Consider the following 26,366-nt stretch of genomic DNA (forward strand, 5'->3'; position numbering starts at 1 on the left):
TGTATGTCATGCCGGGCCGCCGAATACAGCCCGCTCCAGCAGCTCTGCAACATCGCATACCTGCACGGCTTCAGCCGCATTCAGCTGTTTTGTCCCGTCGTCCATCATCGTCAGGCAATACGGGCAGGCGCTGCCGATTACCGTCGGCCGCTGCGCCAGCGCCTGTTCCGTACGCGCAAGATTGACCCTGGCCCCGGCCTTCTCCTCCAGCCACATCATGCCGCCCCCGGCGCCGCAGCACATCCCGTTCTCGCGCGAGCGCTCCATCTCGACCAGCTGCGCCCCCGGCATCGCCTTCAGCACATTGCGCGGGGCATCGTAGACGCCGTTGTAGCGGCCCAAGTAGCAGGAATCATGATACACAATACGCTCCTCCACGGGATGGACAGCCTTGAGCCTTCCGGCCTGTACAAGCTCCTCAAGCAGTTGGGTATGATGCACAACCTCAATGCCTTCCATGCCGAAGGCCGGATATTCCTTGCTGAGCGAATGGAATGTATGCGGGCAGGCTGTCACAATCCGCTTTACACCATATTTGCGAAAAAGCGCAATATTGTCGGCGCACAGCTGCTGGAACAACAGCTCGTTGCCCATCCGGCGCGGAGTGTCGCCCGAGTTGCGCTCCTCATTGCCCAAAATCGCAAAGCTTACCCCTGCCTCATGCAGCAGCCGCACAAGCGCTTTTGTCACTCTGCGCGCACGCAGATCGTAAGAGCCCATCGACCCGACGAAGAACAGCCACTCAAACTGCGGGTTTTCCTTCACTGTCGGCGCCGTTACTCCCTCAAGCTCCGCTGTCCAGGCCGCCCGGTCCTGCCGGCTCATCCCCCACGGATTGCTCTGCCGTTCAATATTTTGCAGCGCCCGCTGTCCTTCGGCCGGCAGCTCGCCGCGCATCAGCACAAGATGACGGCGCATATCGATAATTTTGTCCACATGCTCATTGCCGACCGGGCATTGATCCTCGCAGTTGCGGCAGGTCGTACAGGACCAAAGCTCATCCTCTGTCATCACATCGCCAATCAGCTCTATATCTAGCGGCGACTTACCCGACAGCTGCCATTGCGATTTTTGCCAAGCCATCGTCGGCGCGATGTCCGTAAGCTGCTTGGAAAAGCGCTGGTGCCAATTCGGCAGGCCGCCTTGGCTCGGCATGGCATGCGCCCTCCCGGCCTGCGCCGCAAACAGAGCGGCCGGAACCCAGGGCGAGCGTGAAGTGACGGCCGCCCCCTTCTCCGTCAAATGATCGCGCAGCTTGACGATCAAATGCATGGGCGACAAAGCCTTGCCCGTGTTCGACGCCGGACATACATTGGTACAGCGGCCGCATTCTACACAAGCGTACAAATCCAGCATTTGCTTGCGGGAAAAATGTTCGATCTGCCCGGCGCCGAACGTTTCGGCCTCTTCATCCTCCAGGTCGAGTGCTGTAAGCCTGCCAAGCGGCACTTTTCGGGCCAGAAACAGATTAAGCGGCGCAGTGAGGAGATGAAAATGCTTCGATTGGGGGATGTAGACCAAAAACGCAAGCAGGATGAGCAAATGCGCCCACCAGCAGACATAAAATAATGCACCGGCCGCCTTTGCGGGAATACCGCTGAAACATGACGCGATCAAGGATGAGAGCGGAGCCGACAACGCTGCCGCTTCTTCCTGCCAAAGCCGGTGAAAAGCCAGGGACAGCAGCACGGTCAGCATCAAAGCGGCGATAAAATACAGAACGATGCTTGGTTTCCATCCTTTGTTCAGTCTGGCCAGACGTTCCCAATACCGCCGGTAAGCCGCATATCCTGTCGCCAGCAAAACAACCGCGACCGTAGCCTCCTGCAGCAATGTAAATAGCGGAAATTGCGAAAACAATACCTCTTTTCCATTCGCCAGCCCGGTCACAATAAGATCAATCGCTCCAAATTGCAGCACAATAAAGCCGTAAAAAATGACCAGATGCATAAGGCCGCTTTTCCGGTCCTGCAGCAGCTTTCGATGCTGCAGGACATGTCTTGCGAGCTCTCGCACGCGCGCCGCCCACTCCGGCAGCACGGCCTCGGGCTGTCCAAGCTGCACATACTTGTAGCGCCGGTAGACGACTTGCCCGAACAAGCCGGCCGCACACAGGACAACGAGCAGAAACATTCCTGCATTCACATATGTCCAAAGCATGCTTCCCCCTCCCCCCGCTTAAGCTGCTCCTGTCCCTCCCGCGTTATGAATCGCAGAATCCGTTCATAAGATAGATGTATGAATCGGATGAAGCAATCATTCATTGGATTACTGATATTGTCAGAGAGGAGCATCGGCTATGAAAATCGCAGTTCTTCTAAAACAGACCTTCGATACGGAAGAAAAGGTGCTGCTGCAGAACGGGGAAATTGTGGAGGACGGCGTGAAGTTTGTCATTAATCCTTATGACGAATATGCAGTGGAGGAAGCAATCCGGATCAAAGAGCAGCTTGGCGCCCATATTATCGTCATCTCCGCCGGCCCTCCGCGCGCCGCCGAAGCGCTTCGCACAGCGCTTGCCATGGGAGGGGACGAGGCCGTATTGATTGACGGCGAACAGCTTCCCGGCGACGAGCATGTTGTCGCCCAGGCGCTGGCCGCTTACTTGGCCGGTCAGCAGGCCGACCTTATCCTCGGCGGCAACTTCTCCGTCGACAACGGCGCCGGCCAAATCGCTGTGCGCGTAGCCGAGCTGCTGCAGCTTCCTCACGTCAGCGCGATCACGAAGCTGGAACTGACCGGCGCCTCCTCCGCGATCGCAGAACGCGATGCCGAAGGCGATCTGGAGCGGATCGAAGTGCAGCTGCCCGCTGTCTTCACCGCCCAGCAAGGCTTGAATGAGCCGCGCTATCCTTCATTGCCCGGCATTATGAAAGCAAAGAAAAAACCGCTGCATGTCATCACTCCGGATAATCTGCAGCTATCCGCCGAGCAGCTTCAGGCCAAAACGTGCCGTGTCGGCCTTGCAATGCCTCCCGCCCGCGCAGCAGGCCGCCTTTTGCAGGGACAACTATCCGCGCAAGTGGCCGAGCTTGCGGAGCTGCTGCGCGCGCAGCAAAACTAAAGCAGGAGGTGCGCCAATGAGTAAACGATTGCTAATTGTAGCTGAGCAGCGGAGCGGTGCCATCCGCCAGGTTTCACTCGAAGCTCTTAATGCCGCCATAACGATTGCCGGAGACAGCGACAGCGTTGAGGCTGTCCTCATCGGCAGCAAGCTCGATCCGCTCGTCGCGGCTTTATCGCGCTATCCTTTATCTGCGATCCATGTCGTTGACGATGAACAGTTTCACTGCTACAATCCGGAGGCTTATGCGGCAGCTTTAACACCGCTGCTAGAGCAAATTCGTCCTGATGCGGTGCTGCTCGGTCATACTGCCATAGGGCGCGATCTGGCTCCTGTCATTGCCTCCAGGCTGGGCGCCGGTCAAATATCGGATGTGACCGCCATAGCCCGCGACACAACAGATCAATCCATCGTCTGCACCCGCCCGATCTATGCCGGAAAAATCATTGAACAAAAAAAATTTGTTGCCAGCCCCTGGGTTGTCACCGTCCGGCCTAACAATATTCCGGCCGCGCAGCCTGCAGCAGAGGCAGGCGAACAGCCGCCCCGCATTATTCCGGCGGCGGGAGCCGCCGCTGCCGATCTAAAGACGGTTATTAAGGAAGTCGTTCATAAATTATCGGGGCAAGCCGATTTGTCCGAAGCGAAAATTATCGTCTCCGGCGGCCGCGGGGTGAAAAGCGCGGACGGCTTCAAGCCGCTGGAAGAGCTGGCGGAGGTGCTGGGCGGTGCGGTGGGCGCTTCGCGCGGCGCATGCGACGCCGGTTACTGCGATTATGCGCTGCAAATCGGGCAAACCGGCAAAGTCGTCACACCGGAAATCTATATCGCCTGCGGCATTAGCGGCGCGATCCAGCATGTAGCAGGGATGAGCGGCTCAAGGATCATCGTTGCCATCAACAAGGACCCGGAGGCGCCGATCTTCAAAATTGCCGACTACGGCATCGTCGGCGATCTGTTCGAGGTCGTTCCGCTCTTGACCGAGCAGCTCCGCAAGGCACTGCAATAGGCGGGACATCGGGACATATAGCTCAGGTGCGAACAGCAAATACCCTGCAGCCCTCTTTTTGAAAGAGCTGCAGGGTATTTATGTTGATTATGTGGTTGCCTGATCAAACAGTCTGGCCGTAATCATCGCCTGGGCGACCCTCCTGCCGCCTGAGCGGACCTCAACTTCAACTTTGCAAAATCTTCTGCTCGCTTCAATAATAGTAGGGATCAGCTCGATTTGGTCTTCGATCTCCACAGCGCCCAGATAATAAACAGATGAGCTGTCGATATGCAGATCGCCTTTGCGCTGGTCCTTCATTGTGCGCGTCACAGAACGGTTAATAATGCTGGCCAAAATTCCTTCCGACAAATTGCCGACCTGATTGCTCATATGAGCCGCAATGGTGCCCCGGAAGTGCAGCTGCCCCTCGCCGGTGCGCACTTCCTCAAAGGCAGACCAAATCTGGTCCTCAATTGTCGCTCCGCTCTGCGGCTGCAGTTGAATATTTTGCATCGCCTTCAGGACGTCCTTGCGGCTGATGACACCGGCAATCTTTCCCTCCTGATCCACTACCGGCAGCAGCTCTATCGCATCCCACACCATCATATGTCCGGCAGTCGCAACCGATGTCCGCATCGTCACAGTCAACGGCTTGCGCGTCATGATGGCGTCAATCGTCTGCTCCACCGAAACCCCGATCATTTCCTTGGCCGTAATCATACCGACGGGCTTCCCTTTATCATCAATGACCGGAAAACGATTATGATGCGTCTCATCAATCCGCAGCAGTACATCCTGCACCGTATCTTCGACATGCATGCAGATCGGCGTCGCATCCGGATCAATGACATCCTCTACGAGCACAATTTGCTTTTTAATCAGCCGATCATAGATGGCGCGGTTAATGAGCGCGGCCACAGTAAACGTATCATAGCCGCTCCTAATAATCGGCAAGCTGAGTTCATCCGCAAGTTCCTTGACATCAGCTGTCGTATCAAACCCGCCCGTAATCAGCACGCCGGCCCCTAAAGTAAGGGCAGTCCGGTGAGCCTTCTCTCTGTTGCCTACAATTAGCAAATTGCCTGGCTCAATATATCGAATCATCGCTTCCAACTGCATTGCGCCAATCACAAACTTGCTGAGCGACTTATCGAGCCCGGCCGCCCCGCCAAGCACTTCGCCGTCAACCATATGAACAATTTCGGCAAACGTCAGCTTGTCGATATGCCGGCGCTCCTGCTGCTCCACCCGAACCGTCCCGGTCCGCTCCTTCGTGCTGACGACACCGCGATTCTCGGCATCCTTGATCGCACGGTAAGCAGTCCCTTCGCTAACATCAAGCGTTTGGGCAATTTTACGAACGGAAATGCGCGTACCGACAGCAAGCCCTTTAATATATTGAATAATTTGCTCATGCTTTGTCGCAAATTCCGGAGACTCCACCTGCACCTCTACCTCTTTCGCAGCAGCTATTGTTTAGATTTGCTTATCTATTATATAACAGCTGCGGACAAATAGAAATTGTACTGCACAGTTAATCAGCAAAGCGGTAATAATATTCGTTCAAATAATGATGAGAAATCGGCTTCTCGCTTGCCGCCTCGCAATCGCTGCACAATATCGTTGAACTGCTTGTATGCCCCTCTCCTTTTGGCAGCCCTAAACTTTCACCGCATTGAAAGCACACTTGCCGTTGTTCCTCCAGTCCATTCCGCTCGCGTTCCATATCGGACATGTTTTACCTCTCCTTTTGTTATATAACAGTTTATTTATATTGTTAGCATTATATATCAGAATTATTTCTGTTACAATACTGTTTTTATATTTTATTATTGTTATATAACAGTTGTGCTATGCATAAGTTGAATATGCGTATCCGCTATAGCCCTTTTCTGCTATAATGAACATAAAATCCAACAACAGAAACGAGTGTTCAATGATGGTAAAAGCAGTTGATTCAGCCTCCTGAAACGATCATTCATCATTTTAGGAGGCATATATAGAATGAACTTCACGCGAATCGATTTGGAACATTGGGACAGAAAGCCGTATTTCGAGCATTACTTGCAGCAAGCAAGATGCACATTCAGTATGACTGCTACGGTCGATATTACTTTATTGAAAAATGAGCTGGGCCAGCGCAAGCAGAAGCTTTATCCCGCTCTTATTTATATGCTGGCGACAATCGTCAATCGTCATCGCGAATTTCGCACTTGCTTCGATCCTAATGGCCAATTGGGATATTGGGATGCCATGTCGCCCAGCTTTACGACGTTTCATGCGGATGATCGCAGCTTTTCGAGCATTTGGACGGCTTACAGCCCTTCCTTCTCGCAGTTTTATCACGATTTCATTATTGACCTGGAGCAGTATGGCGGGATCAAGCAGCTGCTGGCAAAGCCTGATGAACCGCCGAATACATTCCCGATTTCATGTATACCGTGGGTGAACTTCACCAGCTTTAATCTGAATATTTATTCTGACGGCAGTTATTTGACGCCGATCTTCACGTACGGCAAATATGCCAGCCAAGGCGGCCGCATCCAGCTTCCGCTATCACTGCTGCTCCATCATGCTGTATGCGACGGCTACCACGCCGGCCTGCTGTATGAGGAAATGCAAACGCTCGCCGACGAGTGTGCGGAGTGGTTGTAACCGGCTGTGAGCAAACGATTTTGGCAGCATCGGCTACTGGGCGGGTCGAAGCGGACCGTAGCGTAGATCCGTTATCTGTCAACAAAACAGCTAAAATGGCAGGCTCGCTCAAATCGCTGCGAAAACCCGGTAAAATTCGCAAATAACCGATCGTCTGTCCGCGAAACCTTCGAATGAGCCTGTTTTGGACAAAATAACGGATCATATGTCCGCCTGCCTTCGACAGCCCGAAAAAAAAGGCAACCTAAGTATCACTCCACTTAGGTTGCCTTTTTTTATTGTACAGGCAGCACAAAAGAATCGCCGGTCCGCTCCACCCATCCGCTAAGCTTGGCCAGCAGTTCGGCACGTTTATCCGCATAGATGCTGTTGTGGGCCATATTTACCAGCTCGTTCGGTGCGTTCAAGTTCTAGTCCCGAAGGGGCAAGCTGCAGAGTTGTTTGATCTAACGGAAGCTACCGACGCTATTTCGCTAATAGAACCTCTTTTTGAAATCTAACGGATTGGAGCGACCTTAATTGGACTTTTTCTTGCGAAATCGTGCTATTGATCAGCAAATAACGGCGCACAGTTCCGTTACAATTTCAGATCAATCGAATTTTCGAAAATAGCGGCCGTGACTTCCGTTAGCCTCATGCCGCTGAATCCGCATGGGATAGAAGCAAGTTTTTGTCTGTATGCTACCATGGTACTTAGGAGTCTGTAAAACGTTCATTTGAGCAGATGTTTTTTAGCAACAATATTTTTAAAAAAGCCGCTGCTGAGTTCATTTTCTCAGCAGCGGCTTTCGTTTTATGCTTTCAGCAGCAGCTCGCCCAGCGTGCGCACCATTACTCCTGTACCGCCCTTAGGCTCCCAGGAACGCTCGCTGTCCAGCCAGGCAGTGGCGGCAATATCAAGATGCACCCATGGCCGTTCTTCGGCGAATGCTCCAATAAAGAGCCCGCCGGTAATCGTGCCGGCCTGACGGCCGCCCGCATTTTTCAAATCGGCCGCATCGCTGTCCAGCTGCTTGCGGTATTCCGGATAAGCAGGAAGCTGCCAGATTCGCTCTCCGGCACGCTCTGAAGCCGTCATAATCTCTTCCAGCAGCGCTTCGTTATTTGTAACCGCGCCAGTAGCCAGATTGCCGAGCGCCACGCCTACGGCCCCTGTAAGCGTTGCAACATCTACAAGCTTGGTTGCGCCGCGGCGGATTGCCGTTGTCAGGCCGTCAGCAAGCACTAGCCGTCCTTCCGCATCCGTATTGACCACCTCAACGGTCATGCCGTTCATCATGTTCAATACATCGCCAGGCTTGTAGGCGCGGTCAGACGGCATATTTTCCGCGGATGGGATGACAGCGACAATATTGACCTTCGGCTTCAGTTCGCCTACGATGCGCATCATCCCCAGAATGGAAGCAGCGCCGCCCATATCGCAGATCATCGTCTCCATACCGGCACCGGGCTTGAGCGATATACCGCCGGTATCAAAGGTGATGCCTTTGCCGATCATGCCCCATACTTCCTGGCTGCCCGGATCGCCTTCATAATGAAACACGATCATCCGGGGCGGATTTGCACTGCCTTGTCCTACGCCGAGCAGGCCGCCCATCCCCTGCTCTGCCGCCGTCCATTCGTCGATCACTTCAATATCTATGCCATATGCAGTCGCCAATGCTTCCGCTTCCAAAGCAAGCAATTCCGGTGTCAGGCGATTGCCCGGCAAATTCACCAGATTGCGGGCGAACACCACCGAATCGGCAAAGACCGATCCGCGCTTAATGCCCGCTTCCCATTGACCGCTCGCAGCTTGCGCATCATTACCCGCTTCATAAAACACGGACTGGACATTAGCTTCTTCCGCCGAAGACTTGGTTTTCTCCGTCTTACGTTTATATAAGCCTAGTGAGAAGCCTTCCGTCAAAGCTTGCGCCGTCTGCTCCACCGAACAATCCGGGCGGTCCTCGCACAGCCCGGCCGGCAACCGCAGCGCTGCCGATCCAGCCTTGACCCGCTTGGCCGCTTTTGCGGCAGCTGTAGCTGCATCCCGCAGGCTGCCTGCTGTCCACGCATTGATCCCGACGAAAATAACATGCTCAGACGCTATTAAACCCAGCGTAGGCATAACATACACTTCATTATCCTCCGCTTTAAAAAGCTGCTTGGCAAATCTGGCGCGAAGCGCCTCATCCAATTGAGGATGAATCCACGCTTCCTCAGATTGCTCTTGCTGCAGCTGCGCTTTGCTCACTAAAGCAATTACCGCTTCGGCATCCTTCCCCGCGACGCCGTTAGCAGCATATGTAAACATTACTCCGCTCATTGAATGCGCCCCTCTCCTCGTGATATTCAACCGACTCAAATAAAAACAGGTTAGCCGCATCATGATGGCCATCCAACCCCGCTCGAGAGCATCGGCCATCTGAACATTCGGCATAACCCGATTCTAATCCTTTACTCTGTCAATGGCAAATAAATCTTGAACTCCGTCCCTTCTCCCAGCTTGCTGGACACACGAATAGTCCCGCCATGATTGCGGACAATCCGATAGCTGACCGATAATCCAAGCCCCGTCCCGGAAGCCTTCGTCGTATAGAACGGATCAAACAGCTTCGCTTTCGTTGTATCATCCATCCCATTGCCATTATCGCGAATGGCAATTTCAGCAAATCCGCCGTCACGCCGGGAGGTCACATCTATGCGCCCCTGTTTTTCCGTACGATGCTCCTCAATAGCGTCCATCGCATTGCGGATAACGTTTAAAATAACTTGCTTAATCTGCTTCACATCAATCGAAATCGTTAACCATTCATCATGATGCTCACTATTCAGCTGACAGCTCTTAAGCAGCGCTTCGCTTTCGTACAACAAAGTAACTTCCTTCAGCAATGAGGTTACTGGCACCGTCTTCTTCATTGGGGCCGAAGGCTTGGACGAATTTAAAAATTCATAAATGATGTCGTTAGCACGATCAATTTCGGCTAAAATTATGCGGGCGTATTCTTCTTTGCCAAGATGCAACAAATGCGGGCGGAGTAGTTGGATAAATCCTCGAATTGAAGTAAGTGGATTACGGATTTCATGGGCAATCGCGGCGGCAATCTTACCGAGCATGACAAGCTTATCATTCTGATAGGCGGTCTGCTCTATTTGTTTGTATTCCGATACATCCTTCACACTGAACAAGTAATCTCCGTCAAGCTGGTCACCATAGGTCACCGTGACAAGCAGATGCTTCCCGTTTTCTTGGAACTCCATATAACGGCTTCTTCTTAAAAACATTTCTTTATAAAGTCTTAAAAGAATGCGCTTCGTTCCTGTCCGCAGCTGGGAATGCGTCAACAATTCTTGCAGGCTGCAGCCAATGAGCGTTTTCCGCGGTATATCGAACAGCCTGGCCATTTGCAGATTAAGAAAAGATAAAATACCGTCACTATCGAAAATGGCTATGCCGCTGTCCATATGCTGAAGCACATTTTCATATTTATTTTTCACCATGCGGAAGGAACGATGTGAATTGAGCAGCATATCCCGCATTTCGCTGAATCGTTCTTCGGGCGTCTGCTCCGGCAGTTCCCGAAAACGAAAGGCTACCATCAATTCGATTAAAAAAATAAATGAGCGGCTGTACAGCTTGAGCGCTTCCTCAGACTCGACATTAGCGACCAACAGCTCCATCGATTCTTCATGAATCGCGATAATATCTTCCGGATGAACACCCTGAATCAATTTGCCAATTTCCGTCGCCTCATAGAGCGAAGCTTCGCCTCCACTCCGTATGTAAGCAGCAAGCGCCGGAAAATAGCGCCTTCGAATCGCTTGCATCTCCTACTCCTCTCCTGCGGCATAGATCGGCGTATTGAATCGTGCCGGTACCGGCAGCCACTTGCGAAATATAGTGACCATTCCTCGTGGATCCTCATTTGAAACATACAATTCATCAGCCAGCTTCTTCAAAAAGGCGGGCTCCCGCAATCTTCCTTTGCAATGATCAAATGCCCTGACTTCAATACCTAATTTCGATTCCCCTTTGCTCTTTTGAATAATACGTATGACCATATGTCCTTTGTCAGGCAACTGAATCAATGTGAGTGCCAGCTCTGAAATCATGTACGCGATATACGTTTGATCTACAAGACCAAGTCCGATCGCTCTTGCAGCTTCTCTTCCTCTTTGACGTGCAGCAATAGCATCAGATGTCTCTTGGATATGAAAAATCTCCATGATTTACCCGCCTCCACTCCGAAATAATTTTCTAAAACCTCTCTCCGGACAAGGATACGCTTACATCCATAATAGTAATTGCTCCTAATTTTTGTCAACAGGAGATCTTGTCGAATCATGCAGAGATAACAAAAAACCGCATAAACACAACTTTGGTCATTGTTGCAGGCATGCGGTTAAACGCTCTATTTATAACTACAGGATGCGACTATATATTTATTTTTTTATCGCATTCCTTTTGATGGGCTCCTCTCCATTTCGCGTATTCCTTCTCTCCTTTCGACATTTTTTTATGTCTCTTTCCCGGCTTCTCACCCTTCTCGACTTTTTTCTCCTTTTTCTCCTTTTCCTTCTCCTTCATCTGCTTCTGTCGCTTCTTTTCCTTTTCTCTCACCTTCTTTTCCTTCTCTTTGTTCTTTTTTTCCTTATCTTTTTCCTTGTACTTCTCTTTTTCTTTTTCTTTGTGCTCTTCTTTATCTTTTTCTTTATCTTTTTCTTTGTGCTTATGCTCTGATTTATGCGGCTGCGGCTTCTTCTCCGTCTGCTTCACCGGCTTCGCTGCTTGCGGCTTGCTTGTCGTCTGCTTTGCAGGCTTTGCTGCCTGCTGCTGCGATTTGCTTTCCGTCTGCTGCGCCGGTTTTGATGCAGCCGGGTTCTTCCCGCTCCCATCCTGCTTCGGCGATTCCGTTTTTGATGACTGCTCGGCTTTTGTCTCTTTTTTCTCATTGACAGATGCTTCAGGCAGTTCTTTGCGGTCGTTATTTTTTGCCTCTTCCAGCAAAGTTTTCAATCTGGCCTTCTGGTCTTTTCTTTTATCCTGCTGCTGCTTTTGGCCAAACAGCTCTTCTTCATTCAAAATCGTGCTGACACCGCCCCAGGACTGGGCCGCCTTATGAATTGATCCCTGCTGCAGCTCCTGAATGCCAATCTCGTGGCCTAAACTTCTGGCAACAAGGTAAAAGGCCATTTTCCCTGTAGAAAGCCCTACTTCTATGGCCTCATCCCGGACTTCCTGCGGAACGGACATCGTATTAACCTCTACATTGCTAGCAACAGCTGTATCCAGTTTGGTTAGCGCCTTGTTGATTGCCTCGGTAACCTGGCTTGTCAATATCCGCTCGAAATCGGTGTCGCTGTTGTCTCCAACAAGCACACTCGTAATAAAAACATCTCCGCCGCCATTTTTAAAATAAAGTCCCTCATTGACCCGATCCATAATCGTCTCGGCAACTTGCTCAAGCGGCTGTCCCTCAAACTTTATACCGGCAATCACATCCGAAGCCGACTTATTAAGCGCCTGCAGCTCAATGACCCTTTCTTTGTGATCTACGCCAATTTCCAAGCTTGGATTAATATCCATCGTCAAATAAGCAGCGACTGCAGCTTGTCTATCCGTCATATGTACAAAAACAGGAATAAACAACAGCAGCAGCAATATTGCAGCAGCCCCGATTCCCCAGCGAATCCGGAAGGGAGATCTCGCAATCCGCGCAGCAGAGTCAAAGCGGATTTCTTCGCCAATCGCTGCCGACGTCTTCAAAGGAACACGTTTAAACTCGCCAGTCGGTGTTAGCACAATTTGATGACGTTTTTTTATCTCTACGACAACCCCGCGGTTCACGCTCTCACTCCTTTCACTTGATCGTCTCTCTGCTGCAGCAATGGCTCCAAATAAGTTTTCAAATACGGAAAATCCCCATGATACAAGACGGCGAGTGCAATAATATACTTTCGATTCCGTTCGATCGTTTTGCGCGATACTCCGGACCTTTGGCATAATTCCTTGACAGGCAATTTTTTGGACGCTTCAAAGCTTTCATACATCGTACCTGTCGTGGCAAATGTACAGCTAATGGAAGCAAGCAAAAGCCTGCTATCGGCATGCTTTGGCGAAAACTCAGGCAGCTCGGCGAACGTTATGCCATAACTAGTCAAAATCTCGTTATATTCTTCAATTTCCAACCTTCTGGTCTCCGCCTCCAAATGCAGACTATAGCGTGAAATCGCCTCTTTCGTCTCAACCGGATTGACCGGCAGCTCTTCGTCGTCAATTGTCTCGAACACGCTGTAAGGCACACTGCAAGCATGACGCTGCTCTTTGCGCACATAGTCAATCAGCCTCCGCCTGATCACCGTCTCTGCGAAACCGAGAAACGATTTGCCAGCATCGCAGGCATATTGTTCGATCGCTTCGTCAAATGCACTTAATGCAATACTAAACTCGTCGTCACATGTCGGATCAACGTATCGTTTGCAAAAGCGGCTCGTTACCTTAACGATGTATGGCTGGTACGCGGCGATAAATGCATCCCGCGAGGCTGTTCCTTCACGTATTCGCGCAACGATTTCTTCCGGCGAATCCCTTTGAGCCGCTTCCGGATCGTTCTTACCGAACATGCGCTTAAACAGTACAAGCAGCAACCGCTCCACCTCTCATCTATATTTTTCGTCTTCCTGACTTCCATTGCGGGTAGGTCCAGGGACGTAAATTACTAATCAAGAAGGCCGCCAGGACAGAACGCCCTGGCGGCCCTACACTGTACACCCAATTATACCATCATTGACAGTATCCTTCTGAAGTTCTGCGCTGCCTAAGCTTTATATGTCTCTTGCCGAGAACGCCCAACCGTCGTTTCAGCTCTTCCTCCCAGGAAATATCACCGATCTGTTTGGCAAATTGCAGCAAATCAAGCGCCATATCAATCTGGCTGGTGACGATCTCCACCGGGTCTTCCTTTTCATTATTAACACAATTCTCAAACAATGTCGAATCGTCCTGACCGACATATTCCAAAAAATCGACTTCCGCCGCGCCATCGCCATTCGCATATTCCGCCAAGATTTCATATTCGTTCTCAATGACATGATGAATCTCTACCCGCTGGCACACTGGACAAAACAAGATCGGAACATTATGAATATGTGTCCGGTAATGCCTCAACGTACCATTCGTACCGATCATACTGGCTCCACAGCAAAAACTCATGTCCGTCACCCTCCTAGCCCGGTCAGGGCGTAAGTTCATATAACAGTCTGGCGATGAATTTCGTGCACCCAGCACTAGGCTTCTGCTTATTCTCGAGCAGACTTAATGATGAAAACGGTATCGGCTTTCGTCGGCACGGCCTGAGCCATCCATCTGGCGCTTATAAAAAAAAGTATATGATACCTACTTTATTCGCGATAACATACTCAAATTCCTGCTGGAATTATCCACCAGCAATGTTCTTCAACGCGTGAATCAGCACTGCACGGCTTCAGCAGGCTTAAAACAACGCAAAAAACCGGCAGCCCTTATCAGGGTGCCGGTTCATTATATGTTTCTTATTTTGCTTGCAGATGCTTGTCCCCTGGTTTCCAGTTGATTGGGCACAGACCGCCGGATTGCAGCGCCTGCAGGACACGCAATGTTTCTTCTACGCTGCGGCCAACATCGTTATGGTTAACCACTTGATATTTAATTTCGCCTTCCGGATCGATGATGAACAGGCCGCGCAATGCGATACCTTCTTCTTCGATCAGGACGCCGTAGTCGCGAGCGACATTTTTAGTAATGTCTGCTGCAAGCGGGAAGTTCAATTTGCCAAGGCCATTATCGTTCACCGGAGTGTTGATCCATGCGCGGTGGCTATGTTTGCTGTCTACGCTGACGCCAAGAATTTCTGTGTTCAGCTTGCGGAATTCTTCAGCTGCTTCGCTAAGCGCAGTAATTTCAGTCGGGCAAACAAATGTAAAGTCAAGCGGGTAGAAGAAAAATACAAGCCACTTGCCTTTGTAATCCGAAAGAGCTGCAGTGCCGAAATCTTGACCGTTACCAGTTGCTGTTTCCATGTTAAATGCTGGTGCTGGACGACCTACCAAACGTTCTGCCATATTGAAAGTACCTCCTTGACGCTTTCGCGTATATTTGTAAGCTAATGTCACGTATTGTGACTACGCTTTACATCCTAACATCTATTTAGAATAAAGTCAAGATTAAAATTATTTCTTTTTAAGAATAATTATAAATAAGATCTGATTATTTTTTCATAGCTGCAATGATCAGATCGCCCATCTCGACTGTACCAATCGCTTTGCTCTTGTCGACAGCGATATCGCCAGTGCGGTGTCCTGCATCCAGAACGTTTTTCACTGCATCCTCGATTAATTGAGCTGCTTCATGATAGCCGAATGTCAGGCGGAACATCAGTGCAACCGACAAAATCGTTGCGATCGGGTTAGAGATGCCTTGACCGGCAATGTCAGGCGCTGAGCCGTGTACCGGCTCATACAAGCCGAAGCTTCCTTCACCAAGCGATGCGGAGGACAGCATGCCGATAGAACCTGTCAGCATCGCGGCTTCATCGCTCAAAATATCGCCAAACATATTTTCCGTTACGATAACGTCGAAGCTCGACGGACGGCGCAGCAATTGCATTGCGCAGTTATCTACGAGCACATGCTCCAGCTCAACATCCGGATATTCCGGAGCAATCCGATTAACGACTTCACGCCACAGACGAGAAGTTTCCAGAACGTTTGCTTTGTCGACGGAAGCCAGCTTTTTGCGGCGTGTGCGCGCAATTTCGAACGCTTGACGCACAATGCGCTCAACTTCGGTTACGTTGTATACGCAAGTATCGACAGCTTCCTGACCGCTAGCACCTTCGCGGCGGAATTTCTCGCCAAAATAGATGCCGCCAGTCAATTCGCGCACAACAATAAGATCTGTTCCTTCAAGCACTTCCGGTTTCAGCGTCGACGCTTCCTTCAAGCAATCGAATACGTTAGCCGGACGAATGTTTGAGAACAAACCAAGCGCTTTACGAATGCCGAGCAGACCGGTTTCCGGGCGCAGTTCTTTCGGGTTGTTATCCCATTTTGGACCGCCTACAGCGCCAAGCAGCACAGCATCGGCTTTTTTACAAATATCCAGCGTTTCTTGCGGCAGCGGAGTGCCCTTCTCATCAATTGCGATCCCGCCGAACAGGCCATGCTCGATTTCGAATTGATAACCGAACAATTCTTCGGTTTTCTTCAATACTTTCAGCGCTTCTCCTACTACCTCTGGGCCGATACCATCGCCTGCGATGACGGCAATCTTTTTCACTTCTGACATTACGTTGCGACACTCCTTCTGTTATCATCAAACTATGTTGATTATAATTCTCACTATTATCAGTTTTACCATATTTGCGCCCGCAAGTAAAAGATATAAAAGCTATGATTTTTATAGGCAGCGCATATAACTGCTTAAAACAAGCCCATGTCCTTCGCTTGCTTCGCCGCTTCCTTACTGCTTTTGCCGCCCAGCTTGCGCAAAATATTGCTGACATGATTTTTGACCGTCCGCAGAGACAAAAAAGATTTCTCGGCAATCTCGCTCTGGCTGTAGCCCTCGTGAATCATCTCCAGCAGCTTCACCTCTGACGGCGTAACCATACGCTTAAACTTATCCTTCTCATATTCGCGCTCTACCGCCTTCAGCCGCCGGAATTCCTCCAGCATCAAACGCGCCGCCGAGCCGTCAATCTGCGACCGTTCGGCCGCCGCGGTGCGCACGGCCTCCGGAATTGCCGCAAAATCCGATTTTACAATATAATTAGCCGCACCGGCACGAAACGCTTCGACCACAAACTCGCGGTCCTCCATCGAGGTTAACATCACAATTTTGGCGCCGGTCAATGCCGGCAGTTCTGCCGTCAGCTTCAGCCCGCCCGGCTCATCAGCCAGCATAATATCAAGCAAAACGACGTCGGGATCTACCTTTTCTATGAGCGCCAACGCCTCGTCCGGCCGATCCGTCTCCGCCGCGACACAAATATCGGCTTCCCGATTTAAATAAGCCTTCAAGCCGCGGCGCCATTCCGCATCATCCTCTACGATGATGACCTTAATTGCATCGCCGTCCATCATATCCTTCCTTTCGCCTTTACAGCAGGAAAATAAAAGGTCACCGTCGTGCCCTGCCCGGGCTCGCTCTGGATGCGCAGCTCCCCGCCCTGCCTTCGCATTAGCTGATAGCAGTAGGCCAGACCTAGCCCAAAATTCATCTCTTTGCCGCTCTTTGTCGTAAAGAAGGGCTCTGTCACCTTTCGCAAGTGGCGCTTCTCGATTCCTGCTCCGTTATCCTTTATTTCGACATAGCTTCCCCTTTTCCCGCTTTTCACCACTACACTGGTTTCCTTATGCTTCATCGCTGCTGTCATGGCCTCCCATGCATTATGAAGCACATTGCGAATCGCCTCCGCGGTTTGCACTTCGTCGATCAATGCTTCACTTTGCTCGTCATACGCGGCGATGATCCGGACGTCGCCGGCAGTGCTGCGTTCAAAGAGCGCCACCTGGGCGCGGACAAGCTCGGCCAGCCGAACCGGGGCTCGCTGCAGCGGCAGCTCCTGCGTCCGATCATGGACGCTGCGGATCATCGCCTCTATCCGCCTGGCAGCCTCCGAAATGACCTGCACATCCTGCTTAAGCTCACTGCCATGCTCTCCAACGGCTTCTTGCTCGATCTTGTCGCTAAAAAGCTTTATCTTGCCGATATCGTTTTTGATCGCATGATTCAGCATGGCCGTCCCGCTTGTAATCGCACGCAGCGAGTAATCCATACGTTGACGCTCAATAAACAAACGGACACCAAGAAATCCATAATTAAACAGCGCAATCACAAATATTATAAAGGCGAATGTGATTGGCCATACATTATAACGCCACAATCCAAACAGACCAAATAATGGCATCACATGATTCATCGTAGTGGCAATGAGCACGGCCGGCAGCACCGCGGCAATCACAATGAAATTGGAGCGGCGCTGCATCGGGGTGCTTCCCCGCTTGCGCAACAGCAGCAATATCGTCCCCGCTAAAGTATAAGGCAGCGCCCACCACACCAAAATATCGTAGTGAACAGGCCCTTCTTCGGATATTGGCAAAAACAGCATAGCCAGCACCGGCAGCGCCGTCAAATACGGAAACGCCCGCGCACCGCGGCGCGCGAGCAATTCTCCATGATAAGAGAAAGCAAAATTTAGAAAGCTGTAAGGAAGTCCATAGTAGCTCATCCATGAGCAGCAACGCTGTACAATCCGCAGCAGTCTTTCTTGGTCTGCCGTTATCGATTCAGTACCTTCAAGCATAATAATCCAGCCTTCGATGACCGATGCGAGCGCCCCCATGCCGCCGCATAACGTGAGCAGACTCAACCAGCGAATGGACGGATTTTTCCGGTCGCTAATGAGCAGCAACGCCGCTGCCAGCCATAAGGCAATCCATACAAATAGCATTGTTCACATTGTCCCCCGCCCCATATTCATTGTTCTATTATAACATGCTGAACATTCGGGGAGGGCAAATATTACCCCGCCTGGAAAAAAAAGCGGCCGTCCCGGCAAACCGATAAGGTTTACAGGAGCGGCCGTTCTTATTTTAAAAGGGATTACTTTTTGATCCAGTGCATCAATTCACGAAGTTGTCCGCCTACTTGCTCGATCGGATGCTCAGCTTCGTTGCGGCGAGTAGCCGTCAGCATAGCACGGTTGGATTGGTTCTCCAGGATGAAGTCGCGGGCAAAGCGGCCAGTTTGGATATCTTCCAGAACGGCTTTCATCGCTTTTTTCGTTTCTTCAGTTACGATGCGAGGACCGGTAACATAGTCGCCGTACTCAGCTGTGTTGGAGATGGAGTCGCGCATCGAAGCCAGACCGCCTTCATACATCAGGTCAACGATCAGCTTCAGCTCATGCAGACACTCGAAGTATGCCATTTCTGGGGCGTAACCAGCTTCAACCAATGTTTCGAACCCAGCTTTAACGAGTGCGGAAGTACCGCCGCACAGAACAGCCTGTTCACCAAACAAGTCAGTTTCTGTTTCTTCACGGAAAGAAGTCTCGATAACGCCGGCACGCGTACAACCGATACCTTTTGCATAAGCAAGGCCGATTGCTTTAGCATTGCCGGTAGCGTCTTGCTCGATTGCGATCAAGCCAGGAACGCCGAAGCCTTCTACATACGTACGGCGAACCATGTGGCCTGGGGATTTTGGAGCTACGAGCAGCACGTCAGTATCTTTGTTCGGCACGATTTGACCGAAGTGAACGTTGAAGCCGTGCGAGAACATCAGAGCTGCGCCTTTTTTCAGGTTAGGCTCGATCTCTGCTTTGTAGACGCTGGCTTGCGTCTCATCCGGCATCAAAATTTGTACAACGTCGGCAACTTTTACTGCTTCGCCAACGGACAATACTTCGAAACCGTCGTTTTTCGCTTTTTCAGCGGATTTGCCTGGACGAAGACCGATAACTACTTTCAGACCGCTGTCGCGCAGGTTTTGCGCTTGAGCATGCCCTTGGCTGCCATAACCGATAACTGCGATTGTTTTGCCTTGCAGAACGCTTTGGTCTGCATCTTTTTCATAGTACAAAGTAACTGCCATGTGAATGAATGCCTCCTTTAAATTGAACCCTTTTGAGCGGGTGTTGAAGGAAGAGAGCGCGGGTGGCTCTCTCACTTGAACCCCCGCTCAAAACGGGCGTCTACCTACTAATCTATTGTCTATTGCTAGAATAAAATTGCTGTATCAAATTTCCTGGGAAATGTTGCATTTTGTGCAACAATCGGGCTTTATCATCGCCCCCGACGCCAGCCTGCACAACAGGCAGCCCGGACTAGCGGATGCCGCGAATCATCGCTGTCACGCCTGTACGCGACAATTCACGAATGCCGTATGGCTTCAGCAGCTCGGTCATTGCATCAATCTTCTCAGAATCGCCAACAACTTGTACAACTAATGAATGAGAGCCGATATCGACTACAGCAGCACGGAAGGTTTCCACGACACCCAAAATTTCAGGGCGTGACGCCGGCTCTGCATTGACTTTAATCAATGCCAGCTCGCGGGCTACCATCGGATTCGCGCTCAAATCCGTTACTTTAATAACATCAATCAGCTTATACAGCTGCTTGGTTACTTGCTCCAGCGTGTTGTCGTCGCCGCTTGTGACGATGACCATACGGGACAAGCCAGGCTCCTCGCTCGTCCCGACAGTGATGCTCTCAATATTGAAGCCACGGCGTCCGAACAAGCCGGATACACGCTGCAGGACGCCTGGCTGATTGTTCACTAAAACAGCAATCGTATGCTTCTTCATTCCGCATCCCCCATTAGCATCTGATCGATCGCAGATCCCTGCGTAACCATCGGGTAAACATTCTCGCCTTTAGCAACGACAAATTCCACCACTGCCGGCCCCGGATGATTCATCGCTTCAACCCATGCTGAACGCGCTTCTTCTTTATTCGTTGCCCGGAATCCTTTCACGCCGTATGCTTCAGCCAATTTCACAAAGTCAGGGCTGCCGGCCAAATCGATATGGCTGTAACGATTGTCATAAATCAGTTCCTGCCACTGGCGAACCATGCCAAGCACCTGGTTGTTGATGATCGCAACCTTGACCGGAATGTTGTTGATTGCACAAATCGCCAGCTCCTGCGCGCACATCTGCATGCCGCCGTCACCGTTGATCGATACTACCATGCGGTCGGGATTTGCCATCTGCGCTCCGATTGCCGACGGGAAGCCGAAGCCCATCGTGCCAAGTCCGCCTGAGGTTACCCAGGAACGAGGCTGATTGAATTTATAATACTGCGCCGCCCACATTTGATGCTGCCCAACGTCAGTCGTGACAATCGCATCGCCCTTCGTTTCCTCATGAATCATCTCGATAACCCATTGCGGCTTGAGCACTGTATCGGAATCCTGATACTTGTATGGCTTTTCTTTTTTCCAGCTGCTCAGCTGCGCCCGCCATGCGTCCGCTTTGTCTGCCCGCTTTACTTCCTTGTTTGCGATCGCAAGTACCGTCTTGACATCTCCGACAATCGGAATATCGGTCGGTACATTTTTGCCGATTTCCGCCGGATCAATGTCGATGTGGACAATTTTGGCATGCGGAGCAAATTCGGACAGCTTGCCTGTTACGCGGTCATCGAAGCGAGCACCGATATTAATCAGCAAGTCAGACGATTGGATCGCCATATTCGCCGTATATGTTCCATGCATGCCCGGCATGCCCAGCCACAGCTCGTTGCCGCTCGGGAATGCTCCTAAGCCAAGCAGTGTCGTCGTAATCGGAATTTCCGATTTCGTAATGAACTCATGCAGCTCCTCATGTCCGCCCGAGTAAACGACGCCGCCGCCGGCAAGCACCAGCGGACGCTCGGCTTCGGCGATCGCTGCCAGCATTTTATCCACTTGCAGCTTGTTCGGATTTACTGTCGGGTTATATCCGCGGATGCTCACTTCAGTCACCGGCTCAAATAGTGTAAGCTCGGCAGATACATCTTTCGGAATATCGATCAGTACAGGACCTTTGCGGCCTGTGTTCGCAATATGGAAAGCTTCATGAATGATCCGCGGCAGATCAGCTGCCTTGCGTACCAAATAGCTATGTTTCGTAATCGGCATCGTAATGCCGGTAATATCCGCTTCCTGGAATGCATCTGTCCCGATCAGGCTCGTTGCCACGTTGCCGGTAATGACGACAAGCGGTACCGAATCCATGTAGGCTGTCGCAATCCCTGTGACCAAGTTTGTCGCCCCCGGACCTGACGTCGCAATGCAGACGCCTACTTTTCCGCTGGAACGTGCATAGCCGTCAGCAGCATGAATCGCACCTTGCTCGTGACGGGTCAGCAAATGATTGAAATCAGAGAACCCGTGCATCGCGTCATAAATATACAAAACAGCGCCGCCCGGATAGCCGAATACACATTCCACGCCCTCTAACACCAAGCTGCGAAGCAGAATTTCCGAACCCGAAATGACCTCGGACCGCTTCATTTTCTCCATAATTTCTTCCTTTGATCTTAACGTTGCATTTTGCGCGACCATCAGTCGTCCTCCTCTCTTAGAAAAACAAAAAAACCTTTCATCCCTGACGCTGAATCAGCATCGAGGGACGAAAGGATTAGCTTCCGTGGTACCACCCAAATTTGTCATATACCTCGCAGTATATAACCTTAATAGGTAAGAACGGCGTGCACGCAGATCGTTCATACCTTGGCACTTAACGCGTGCCTCGCGATTCCCCCTAATACGGCCAACCGATTGTTGGTCTTTTCAGGGAAACAGCTCCGAGGTGAGCTCGTTGAAAAGGGATTTTGGCGATGGTTGCAGCAAATCCATCCACTCTCTGAGCAAAAGAGCCCTTAACACTTCGTCCTCATCATAGCCGATAACATATTAGCTTAAAGCTTATTATATTCCTTCCAATTCAGTTCGTCAAGAAGCAGGTTGCCCATAACAAGAAAAAGTTATGCAAAGCGCTCCTCACCACTTCCAATGACGGCTCATATCCTAATTTTATCTTGCCACAGAAGAAAGTAGGCTGAGCCGCATGGCGATTATTCGTCACTCTCATCCCCGCACCGACAATGCGGAAATCATTCACTTGATTCAAACCGAGTTGATGCCTCTCTCGCATACTATCGATCCTCGCGATCATCGACAAATCCGCGAGCTGCCGCTGCGGCTGCGCGACGGAGTCACTTTTGTCATATCCGAGACGCGCTGGAGCAAGCCGCTAGGTTTCGTACACCTGTATCTGACAGGCGACACGCTTCTTTTTGACCTGCTGGCCATTCATCCCGATCATCGAGGCAAGCAATGGGGAAAAGCGCTCATGATGTACGGCGAAGCGTACGGGCGCTCCCGGCAGTGCACAAAAGGATTGCTCTATTTCGATGAAGGCAATCATACAGCCTACCGGCTTTACAGCAAGCTTGGTTATGCCGTGGCCAGCCACTTCCCGGCCATGCGCTGCTACAGCATGGAAAAATCATTCTCGAGCTGCGCTGAAGAGCCGGCATTCCATGCTCCAATGTCACTTCTTCCTAATCTGCAAAAACGGCTGTACCGCAAGCAGCATTGGAATCCCCACTAGAAACGAGACAAATAGAGAGCTGCACCAAAAGTTAACCCCTTGGTGCAGCTCTCTGCTTCATTCTATATACTAGGCATTCGCTTTTTCTTTAGCGATTTGAGCCAAAGAATTGAATGCATTGATGTCGTTTACAGCCAGGTCAGCAAGCATTTTGCGGTTTACTTCTACGCCGGCTTGCTTCAGACCGAACATAAATTTGCTGTAGGACAAGCCATTTTGGCGAGCTGCAGCATTGATCCGCACGATCCACAGTTTGCGGAAATCGCGTTTCCGTTGACGGCGGTCACGGTATGCGTAAAGCAGTGATTTCATCACTTGCTCTTTTGCTGTTTTAAATAGACGGTGTTTGGAACCGAAATAACCTTTAGCCAGCTTCAAAATTCTTTTGCGACGACGTGCGCGGACGAATCCGCCTTTAACTCTTGCCATGAGTAGTTACCCTCCCGAATGTTGGTTAAACGTATTAAAAATCCGCTTGCCGGATCTATTTCAAGTTTGAAAGACCTTGTTGCAGACGACGAACGTCGCCGGGAGCCATCAGCGGTTGTGTTGCCAGAACGCGCTTTTGACGAGCCGATTTACCGGAAAGCAAATGGTTTCTGTACGCTTTGTAGCGTTTCACTTTGCCAGTACCCGTAATTTTGAAACGGTCTTTCAAGCTGCTGTGTGTTTTCATCTTAGGCATTAGGTGTTCCTCCTCAAAAAGATTGGTTCATTAATTGTTGTTTTTAGGCGCCAAAATCATAATCATGCTGCGGCCTTCCAATTTTGGAACACGCTCAATGATACAGAGATCAGCTACTTCTTTGGCCAACCGGTCCAAAATGCGCTGACCGATAGCGGCATGTGTGATTTCACGGCCGCGGAAACGAACGGAAGCTTTTACTTTGTCGCCCTCGCCAAGAAACTTCACAACGTTGCGATATTTAACCTGATAGTCGTTCTCTTCAATGTTGGCGCGAAACCAAACTTCTTTCAGATCAACAACCTTCTGATTTTTCCGCGCTTCCTTCTCTTTCTTCTGCTGCTCGTAACGGAATTTACCATAATCCATAATCCGGCAAACGGGCGGCTTTGCAGTCGGTGCGACATTGACCAAATCGAGATTCAGATCAATTGCCATCTGTAACGCTTCACGCAATGGCTTAATGCCAATTTGCTCGCCTTCAGCTCCGACAACACGCACTTCCCTAGCCCGAATCTCATCATTGATTTGATGTTCCCTGCTAATAGTGTAACACCTCCAAAAATATTCTCATGATTGCAATAAAAAAAGCGGGTCGCACAGACCCGCATTCGGTAACCAAGGTGAATGACAGCAGCTGCAATCAGCTCAGCTGTCCAAATCAACTTCATCGGTCGCTTACCAGCCGGTATTGCCGGGCAGGTGAGAAGCGGGTGCTTCTACTTGTGCGCTATAAACATGTAAATGCTACCGAATTAATATAGCATACGGCATCAAATGCTGTCAACATGCAATTTGCAGAATTATTCCTTCGGATAAGCCGCCGCTGCCATAAGCTTGCCGATGCAAGCTATGACACTTGTTTGCTCTGCACCTCTTCAAGGCGAATAACCCGCGTGTGCTCTGTATGGCTCCACTGCTTGTTGTTCTGCGTAAAGAAGGCGTAAAACGTAATTGGCAGCCACGAAAGCTGGAAGAAAATCATCGTAAACAGATGCGCGTACATTCTCCAGTTCGTCACGCGCTCAAGCATCATAACAAACGGGAACATCGCAGCGGCGAGCGTAATGGCAACTGCAGCAACCCACCACGGCAAATAGTTGTAGATGGACACAAATACGTTGTCAGCCGGAATGATATTATCTACCCAAATCATCGCTGTAACGATAAATCCGAAAAACGTTGTATATACTGAAGCCGAATACAGCGCCGCATCGAATTTCACAAAATTGCGCTCCTTGATGCTTGCCCACAGCAGCGGGAAAAAATAGTGGCGCGCCACCGTAAAGTGGCCTTGCATCCAGCGAAGCCTCTGACGTGCCGAGGCTTTAAACGTAATCGGCTTTTCATCGTAAACCTTTGCTTCGTAATTCAATACCGGGTGAACGCCGCGCTTTACACAGCGCATGGAAAATTCCAAATCCTCAACCAGACTTGTCGCTCCCCAGCCCATTTCTTTCAACAGACTCGCTTCAAAGCACATTCCCGTACCGCCAAGGAAGTTGGCCATCTTCAAATTGCGGCGGGATAGCTGCCACAACCGGTTACAGTACCAGTATGTAATCCCATAAGCAGCCGTAACCCAGGAATCATTCGGATTTTTCGTATCCAGGTAGCCTTGAATAACTTGATGCCCTTCACACAAATCATTGTTCATATGCTGCAAGAAATCGGTGTTGACGAGGTTGTCGGCATCGAACATGACAATCGCATCGTACTGGCGCTGATATGACCATAGTTCCTTTAGCATCCACTCGATGGCGTAGCCTTTGCCGCGCAGATGCGGATTGTTGCGTTCACATGCGTAAACGCCGTGCTCGCGCGCAATTGCCGCCGTACGGTCTGTACAATTGTCGCAAATCACAAAAATATCGTAAAGTTCTTTCGGGTATTCAAGATTTTTCAAATTCTCGATGAGCGCACCGACAACCGCTTCTTCGTTGTGGGCGGCAACAAGCACTGCAAACGATTTTTGCGGCTCATATTTTAATGCTTTGCGTTTCCTAACGATGCCGAACAGAGCTAATGTGAACTGATACACGCCGACAAAAGCCAAAAAGATTTGAAGCGCTACTAACACAACATTAATCATATACGGTTACTGCCCCCTTAAGACCCCATTTTTGATACTCTCTCTGTGTTTTGGTATTACCCCGCGAGACGGATGCGCCCGTTTCGCCTGCCCGATCTTTTATTTTTTTGCCGGGACATACTGATTTTCCACACAATGAACCATTTTGTCAAAAGCTTAAATTCCGCCTTTATGGTCAGAAGTGCGGAGAAAAACGTTTGCAATGTGCTTCCAGCCGCCTGTTGCCTTGTTTTTCAATGTCCTATTTCATATTTCATCCATTTGCATGAAAAACATGGCTTATCTCCATTAACGAACAAGCTGCACAAAAGGTTTCATAATCATTGGCAGCCGTGCATGTTATTCAGGTGACAAACGACTCTTAACAGCTTGCCCAATCAAAGCCAAATGTAAAACGCTAAAAATTTTCTCATAATTGCCTTACGCAAGAAGAAACGGCCTGCGCCGTCCTTTGGGGGCGCAAACAGTTTTCTTTGTACAAATATAAGTGCCGTTATAGGCGTGAAACTTATTTTGAAATAAACGCCTAGTGGCGTCCTCGGTACTATCGCCAAGTTTTTTCTTCTAACACCGGAGATCAGGGGGCGAAAGCTCTGAAGGAGGGTCGCATGCAAAGCGATTTCATCTTACGGAAGCCACGGACCTTATTTCGTCAATTCCCTTCCTTTTTGAAATCTAACGGAAGTGATCGATCTTAATGGGGCGTTTTCTTGCGAAATCGGGCTCATCCTCATCAAATAGGGGCTCACAGT

At 50.4% G+C, this 26,366-nt stretch carries 26 protein-coding genes; 5 read left to right on the forward strand and 21 right to left on the reverse strand.

Annotated elements, in window-relative coordinates:
* Positions 1 to 6: 6 nt before the first annotated feature.
* Positions 7 to 2,160, reverse strand: coding sequence for a (Fe-S)-binding protein (locus tag ACFQ0N_RS22090; RefSeq protein WP_379330266.1), 2,154 nt, complete (start codon positions 2,158 to 2,160; stop codon positions 7 to 9).
* Between the two features lie 139 nt (positions 2,161 to 2,299).
* On the opposite strand from ACFQ0N_RS22090, the gene ACFQ0N_RS22095 reads away from it, so the two are divergent.
* Positions 2,300 to 3,064, forward strand: coding sequence for an electron transfer flavoprotein subunit beta/FixA family protein (locus ACFQ0N_RS22095; RefSeq protein WP_379330268.1), 765 nt, complete (start codon positions 2,300 to 2,302; stop codon positions 3,062 to 3,064).
* Positions 3,065 to 3,080: 16 nt separating this feature from the next.
* Positions 3,081 to 4,073 (forward strand): electron transfer flavoprotein subunit alpha/FixB family protein, encoded by a 993-nt coding sequence (locus ACFQ0N_RS22100; RefSeq protein WP_379330270.1) that lies wholly within the window; start codon positions 3,081 to 3,083, stop codon positions 4,071 to 4,073.
* Between the two features lie 87 nt (positions 4,074 to 4,160).
* On the opposite strand, the gene ACFQ0N_RS22105 is transcribed toward ACFQ0N_RS22100, so the two are convergent.
* Together ACFQ0N_RS22105 and ACFQ0N_RS22110 are read right to left on the reverse strand one after the other, a co-directional pair.
* Entirely contained in the window at positions 4,161 to 5,504 is a 1,344-nt protein-coding gene (locus ACFQ0N_RS22105) for a DRTGG domain-containing protein (RefSeq protein WP_379330272.1), read from the reverse strand.
* A gap of 85 nt (positions 5,505 to 5,589) precedes the next feature.
* Entirely contained in the window at positions 5,590 to 5,790 is a 201-nt protein-coding gene (locus ACFQ0N_RS22110) for a hypothetical protein (RefSeq protein ID WP_379330275.1), read from the reverse strand.
* 269 nt (positions 5,791 to 6,059) lie between these two features.
* On the opposite strand from ACFQ0N_RS22110, the gene catA reads away from it, so the two are divergent.
* Both catA and ACFQ0N_RS22120 read left to right on the forward strand, forming a co-directional pair.
* Entirely contained in the window at positions 6,060 to 6,710 is a 651-nt protein-coding gene (gene catA, locus ACFQ0N_RS22115; RefSeq protein ID WP_379330277.1) for a type A chloramphenicol O-acetyltransferase, read from the forward strand.
* Entirely contained in the window at positions 6,701 to 6,856 is a 156-nt protein-coding gene (locus ACFQ0N_RS22120) for a hypothetical protein (protein WP_379330279.1), read from the forward strand. The genes catA and ACFQ0N_RS22120 overlap by 10 nt, the downstream gene beginning before the upstream one ends.
* Positions 6,857 to 6,985: 129 nt before the next feature.
* On the opposite strand, the gene ACFQ0N_RS22125 is transcribed toward ACFQ0N_RS22120, so the two are convergent.
* The 14 genes from ACFQ0N_RS22125 to ilvB form a co-directional block, all read right to left on the reverse strand.
* Positions 6,986 to 7,117, reverse strand: coding sequence for a hypothetical protein (locus ACFQ0N_RS22125; RefSeq protein WP_379330281.1), 132 nt, complete (start codon positions 7,115 to 7,117; stop codon positions 6,986 to 6,988).
* Between the two features lie 386 nt (positions 7,118 to 7,503).
* A complete protein-coding gene (locus ACFQ0N_RS22130; RefSeq protein WP_379330283.1) occupies positions 7,504 to 9,018 on the reverse strand; it encodes a leucyl aminopeptidase in 1,515 nt (504 codons plus the stop codon).
* Between the two features lie 131 nt (positions 9,019 to 9,149).
* Complete coding sequence (locus ACFQ0N_RS22135) at positions 9,150 to 10,520, reverse strand: ATP-binding protein (protein ID WP_379330285.1); 1,371 nt, start codon at positions 10,518 to 10,520, stop codon at positions 9,150 to 9,152.
* Positions 10,521 to 10,523: 3 nt separating this feature from the next.
* Positions 10,524 to 10,919 carry an ATP-binding protein gene (locus tag ACFQ0N_RS22140; protein ID WP_379330287.1) on the reverse strand — a complete coding sequence of 132 codons (396 nt, stop codon included), beginning with the start codon at positions 10,917 to 10,919 and terminating at the stop codon, positions 10,524 to 10,526.
* A 208-nt stretch (positions 10,920 to 11,127) separates the two neighbouring features.
* Positions 11,128 to 12,540, reverse strand: a complete 1,413-nt coding sequence (locus ACFQ0N_RS22145) for an anti-sigma-I factor RsgI family protein (protein WP_379330289.1) — start codon at positions 12,538 to 12,540, stop codon at positions 11,128 to 11,130.
* Complete coding sequence (gene sigI / locus ACFQ0N_RS22150; protein ID WP_379330291.1) at positions 12,537 to 13,340, reverse strand: RNA polymerase sigma factor SigI; 804 nt, start codon at positions 13,338 to 13,340, stop codon at positions 12,537 to 12,539. The genes ACFQ0N_RS22145 and sigI overlap by 4 nt, the downstream gene beginning before the upstream one ends.
* 136 nt (positions 13,341 to 13,476) lie before the next feature.
* Positions 13,477 to 13,905 (reverse strand): hypothetical protein, encoded by a 429-nt coding sequence (locus tag ACFQ0N_RS22155; protein WP_379330293.1) that lies wholly within the window; start codon positions 13,903 to 13,905, stop codon positions 13,477 to 13,479.
* Between the two features lie 338 nt (positions 13,906 to 14,243).
* Entirely contained in the window at positions 14,244 to 14,792 is a 549-nt protein-coding gene (locus ACFQ0N_RS22160) for a peroxiredoxin (protein WP_379330295.1), read from the reverse strand.
* Between the two features lie 145 nt (positions 14,793 to 14,937).
* Positions 14,938 to 16,017 carry a 3-isopropylmalate dehydrogenase gene (gene leuB / locus ACFQ0N_RS22165; protein ID WP_379330297.1) on the reverse strand — a complete coding sequence of 360 codons (1,080 nt, stop codon included), beginning with the start codon at positions 16,015 to 16,017 and terminating at the stop codon, positions 14,938 to 14,940.
* 134 nt (positions 16,018 to 16,151) lie between these two features.
* On the reverse strand, positions 16,152 to 16,814 hold the full coding sequence (locus ACFQ0N_RS22170; RefSeq protein ID WP_379330299.1) for a response regulator: 663 nt from the start codon (positions 16,812 to 16,814) through the stop codon (positions 16,152 to 16,154).
* Positions 16,811 to 18,184 (reverse strand): sensor histidine kinase, encoded by a 1,374-nt coding sequence (locus tag ACFQ0N_RS22175; RefSeq protein WP_379330301.1) that lies wholly within the window; start codon positions 18,182 to 18,184, stop codon positions 16,811 to 16,813. The genes ACFQ0N_RS22170 and ACFQ0N_RS22175 overlap by 4 nt, the downstream gene beginning before the upstream one ends.
* Positions 18,185 to 18,336: 152 nt before the next feature.
* Positions 18,337 to 19,329 carry a ketol-acid reductoisomerase gene (gene ilvC, locus ACFQ0N_RS22180; protein ID WP_379330303.1) on the reverse strand — a complete coding sequence of 331 codons (993 nt, stop codon included), beginning with the start codon at positions 19,327 to 19,329 and terminating at the stop codon, positions 18,337 to 18,339.
* A gap of 232 nt (positions 19,330 to 19,561) precedes the next feature.
* Complete coding sequence (gene ilvN / locus ACFQ0N_RS22185; protein ID WP_379330305.1) at positions 19,562 to 20,044, reverse strand: acetolactate synthase small subunit; 483 nt, start codon at positions 20,042 to 20,044, stop codon at positions 19,562 to 19,564.
* Positions 20,041 to 21,786 (reverse strand): biosynthetic-type acetolactate synthase large subunit, encoded by a 1,746-nt coding sequence (gene ilvB / locus ACFQ0N_RS22190; RefSeq protein WP_379330307.1) that lies wholly within the window; start codon positions 21,784 to 21,786, stop codon positions 20,041 to 20,043. The genes ilvN and ilvB overlap by 4 nt, the downstream gene beginning before the upstream one ends.
* A 505-nt stretch (positions 21,787 to 22,291) precedes the next feature.
* Here ilvB and ACFQ0N_RS22195 point away from each other — a divergent pair.
* Positions 22,292 to 22,837, forward strand: a complete 546-nt coding sequence (locus ACFQ0N_RS22195) for a GNAT family N-acetyltransferase (RefSeq protein ID WP_379330309.1) — start codon at positions 22,292 to 22,294, stop codon at positions 22,835 to 22,837.
* Between the two features lie 69 nt (positions 22,838 to 22,906).
* On the opposite strand, the gene rplT is transcribed toward ACFQ0N_RS22195, so the two are convergent.
* The 4 genes from rplT to ACFQ0N_RS22215 all read right to left on the reverse strand — a co-directional run bounded on the left by rplT (position 22,907) and on the right by ACFQ0N_RS22215 (position 25,614).
* Positions 22,907 to 23,266, reverse strand: coding sequence for a 50S ribosomal protein L20 (rplT, locus tag ACFQ0N_RS22200; RefSeq protein WP_379330311.1), 360 nt, complete (start codon positions 23,264 to 23,266; stop codon positions 22,907 to 22,909).
* A gap of 55 nt (positions 23,267 to 23,321) precedes the next feature.
* The gene (rpmI, locus tag ACFQ0N_RS22205) at positions 23,322 to 23,522 is read right to left on the reverse strand and encodes a 50S ribosomal protein L35 (RefSeq protein ID WP_379330313.1); all 201 of its coding nucleotides are present in this window, start codon (positions 23,520 to 23,522) and stop codon (positions 23,322 to 23,324) included.
* Between the two features lie 30 nt (positions 23,523 to 23,552).
* Positions 23,553 to 24,050, reverse strand: a complete 498-nt coding sequence (gene infC / locus ACFQ0N_RS22210; protein WP_379330613.1) for a translation initiation factor IF-3 — start codon at positions 24,048 to 24,050, stop codon at positions 23,553 to 23,555.
* Positions 24,051 to 24,372: 322 nt separating this feature from the next.
* Positions 24,373 to 25,614 carry a glycosyltransferase family 2 protein gene (locus tag ACFQ0N_RS22215; RefSeq protein WP_379330315.1) on the reverse strand — a complete coding sequence of 414 codons (1,242 nt, stop codon included), beginning with the start codon at positions 25,612 to 25,614 and terminating at the stop codon, positions 24,373 to 24,375.
* Between the last annotated feature and the right edge of the window lie 752 nt (positions 25,615 to 26,366).

It is taken from the genome of Paenibacillus sp. GCM10027626 (assembly GCF_042676285.1).
GTDB lineage: Bacteria > Bacillota > Bacilli > Paenibacillales > Paenibacillaceae > Paenibacillus_Z.

What these genes read in the sequence shown, in the direction of transcription:
- ACFQ0N_RS22090 (WP_379330266.1), bottom strand. Translation starts at nt 2,160, where the DNA reads ATGCTTTGGACATATGTGAATGCAGGAATGTTTCTGCTCGTTGTCCTG.
- ACFQ0N_RS22095 (WP_379330268.1), top strand. Translation starts at nt 2,300, where the DNA reads ATGAAAATCGCAGTTCTTCTAAAACAGACCTTCGATACGGAAGAAAAG.
- ACFQ0N_RS22100 (WP_379330270.1), top strand. Translation starts at nt 3,081, where the DNA reads ATGAGTAAACGATTGCTAATTGTAGCTGAGCAGCGGAGCGGTGCCATC.
- ACFQ0N_RS22110 (WP_379330275.1), bottom strand. Translation starts at nt 5,790, where the DNA reads ATGTCCGATATGGAACGCGAGCGGAATGGACTGGAGGAACAACGGCAA.
- catA (WP_379330277.1), top strand. Translation starts at nt 6,060, where the DNA reads ATGAACTTCACGCGAATCGATTTGGAACATTGGGACAGAAAGCCGTAT.
- ACFQ0N_RS22130 (WP_379330283.1), bottom strand. Translation starts at nt 9,018, where the DNA reads ATGAGCGGAGTAATGTTTACATATGCTGCTAACGGCGTCGCGGGGAAG.
- ACFQ0N_RS22135 (WP_379330285.1), bottom strand. Translation starts at nt 10,520, where the DNA reads ATGCAAGCGATTCGAAGGCGCTATTTTCCGGCGCTTGCTGCTTACATA.
- ACFQ0N_RS22140 (WP_379330287.1), bottom strand. Translation starts at nt 10,919, where the DNA reads ATGGAGATTTTTCATATCCAAGAGACATCTGATGCTATTGCTGCACGT.
- ACFQ0N_RS22155 (WP_379330293.1), bottom strand. Translation starts at nt 13,905, where the DNA reads ATGAGTTTTTGCTGTGGAGCCAGTATGATCGGTACGAATGGTACGTTG.
- ACFQ0N_RS22160 (WP_379330295.1), bottom strand. Translation starts at nt 14,792, where the DNA reads ATGGCAGAACGTTTGGTAGGTCGTCCAGCACCAGCATTTAACATGGAA.
- leuB (WP_379330297.1), bottom strand. Translation starts at nt 16,017, where the DNA reads ATGTCAGAAGTGAAAAAGATTGCCGTCATCGCAGGCGATGGTATCGGC.
- ACFQ0N_RS22170 (WP_379330299.1), bottom strand. Translation starts at nt 16,814, where the DNA reads ATGATGGACGGCGATGCAATTAAGGTCATCATCGTAGAGGATGATGCG.
- ACFQ0N_RS22175 (WP_379330301.1), bottom strand. Translation starts at nt 18,184, where the DNA reads ATGCTATTTGTATGGATTGCCTTATGGCTGGCAGCGGCGTTGCTGCTC.
- ilvC (WP_379330303.1), bottom strand. Translation starts at nt 19,329, where the DNA reads ATGGCAGTTACTTTGTACTATGAAAAAGATGCAGACCAAAGCGTTCTG.
- ilvN (WP_379330305.1), bottom strand. Translation starts at nt 20,044, where the DNA reads ATGAAGAAGCATACGATTGCTGTTTTAGTGAACAATCAGCCAGGCGTC.
- ilvB (WP_379330307.1), bottom strand. Translation starts at nt 21,786, where the DNA reads ATGGTCGCGCAAAATGCAACGTTAAGATCAAAGGAAGAAATTATGGAG.
- ACFQ0N_RS22195 (WP_379330309.1), top strand. Translation starts at nt 22,292, where the DNA reads ATGGCGATTATTCGTCACTCTCATCCCCGCACCGACAATGCGGAAATC.
- rplT (WP_379330311.1), bottom strand. Translation starts at nt 23,266, where the DNA reads ATGGCAAGAGTTAAAGGCGGATTCGTCCGCGCACGTCGTCGCAAAAGA.
- rpmI (WP_379330313.1), bottom strand. Translation starts at nt 23,522, where the DNA reads ATGCCTAAGATGAAAACACACAGCAGCTTGAAAGACCGTTTCAAAATT.
- ACFQ0N_RS22215 (WP_379330315.1), bottom strand. Translation starts at nt 25,614, where the DNA reads ATGATTAATGTTGTGTTAGTAGCGCTTCAAATCTTTTTGGCTTTTGTC.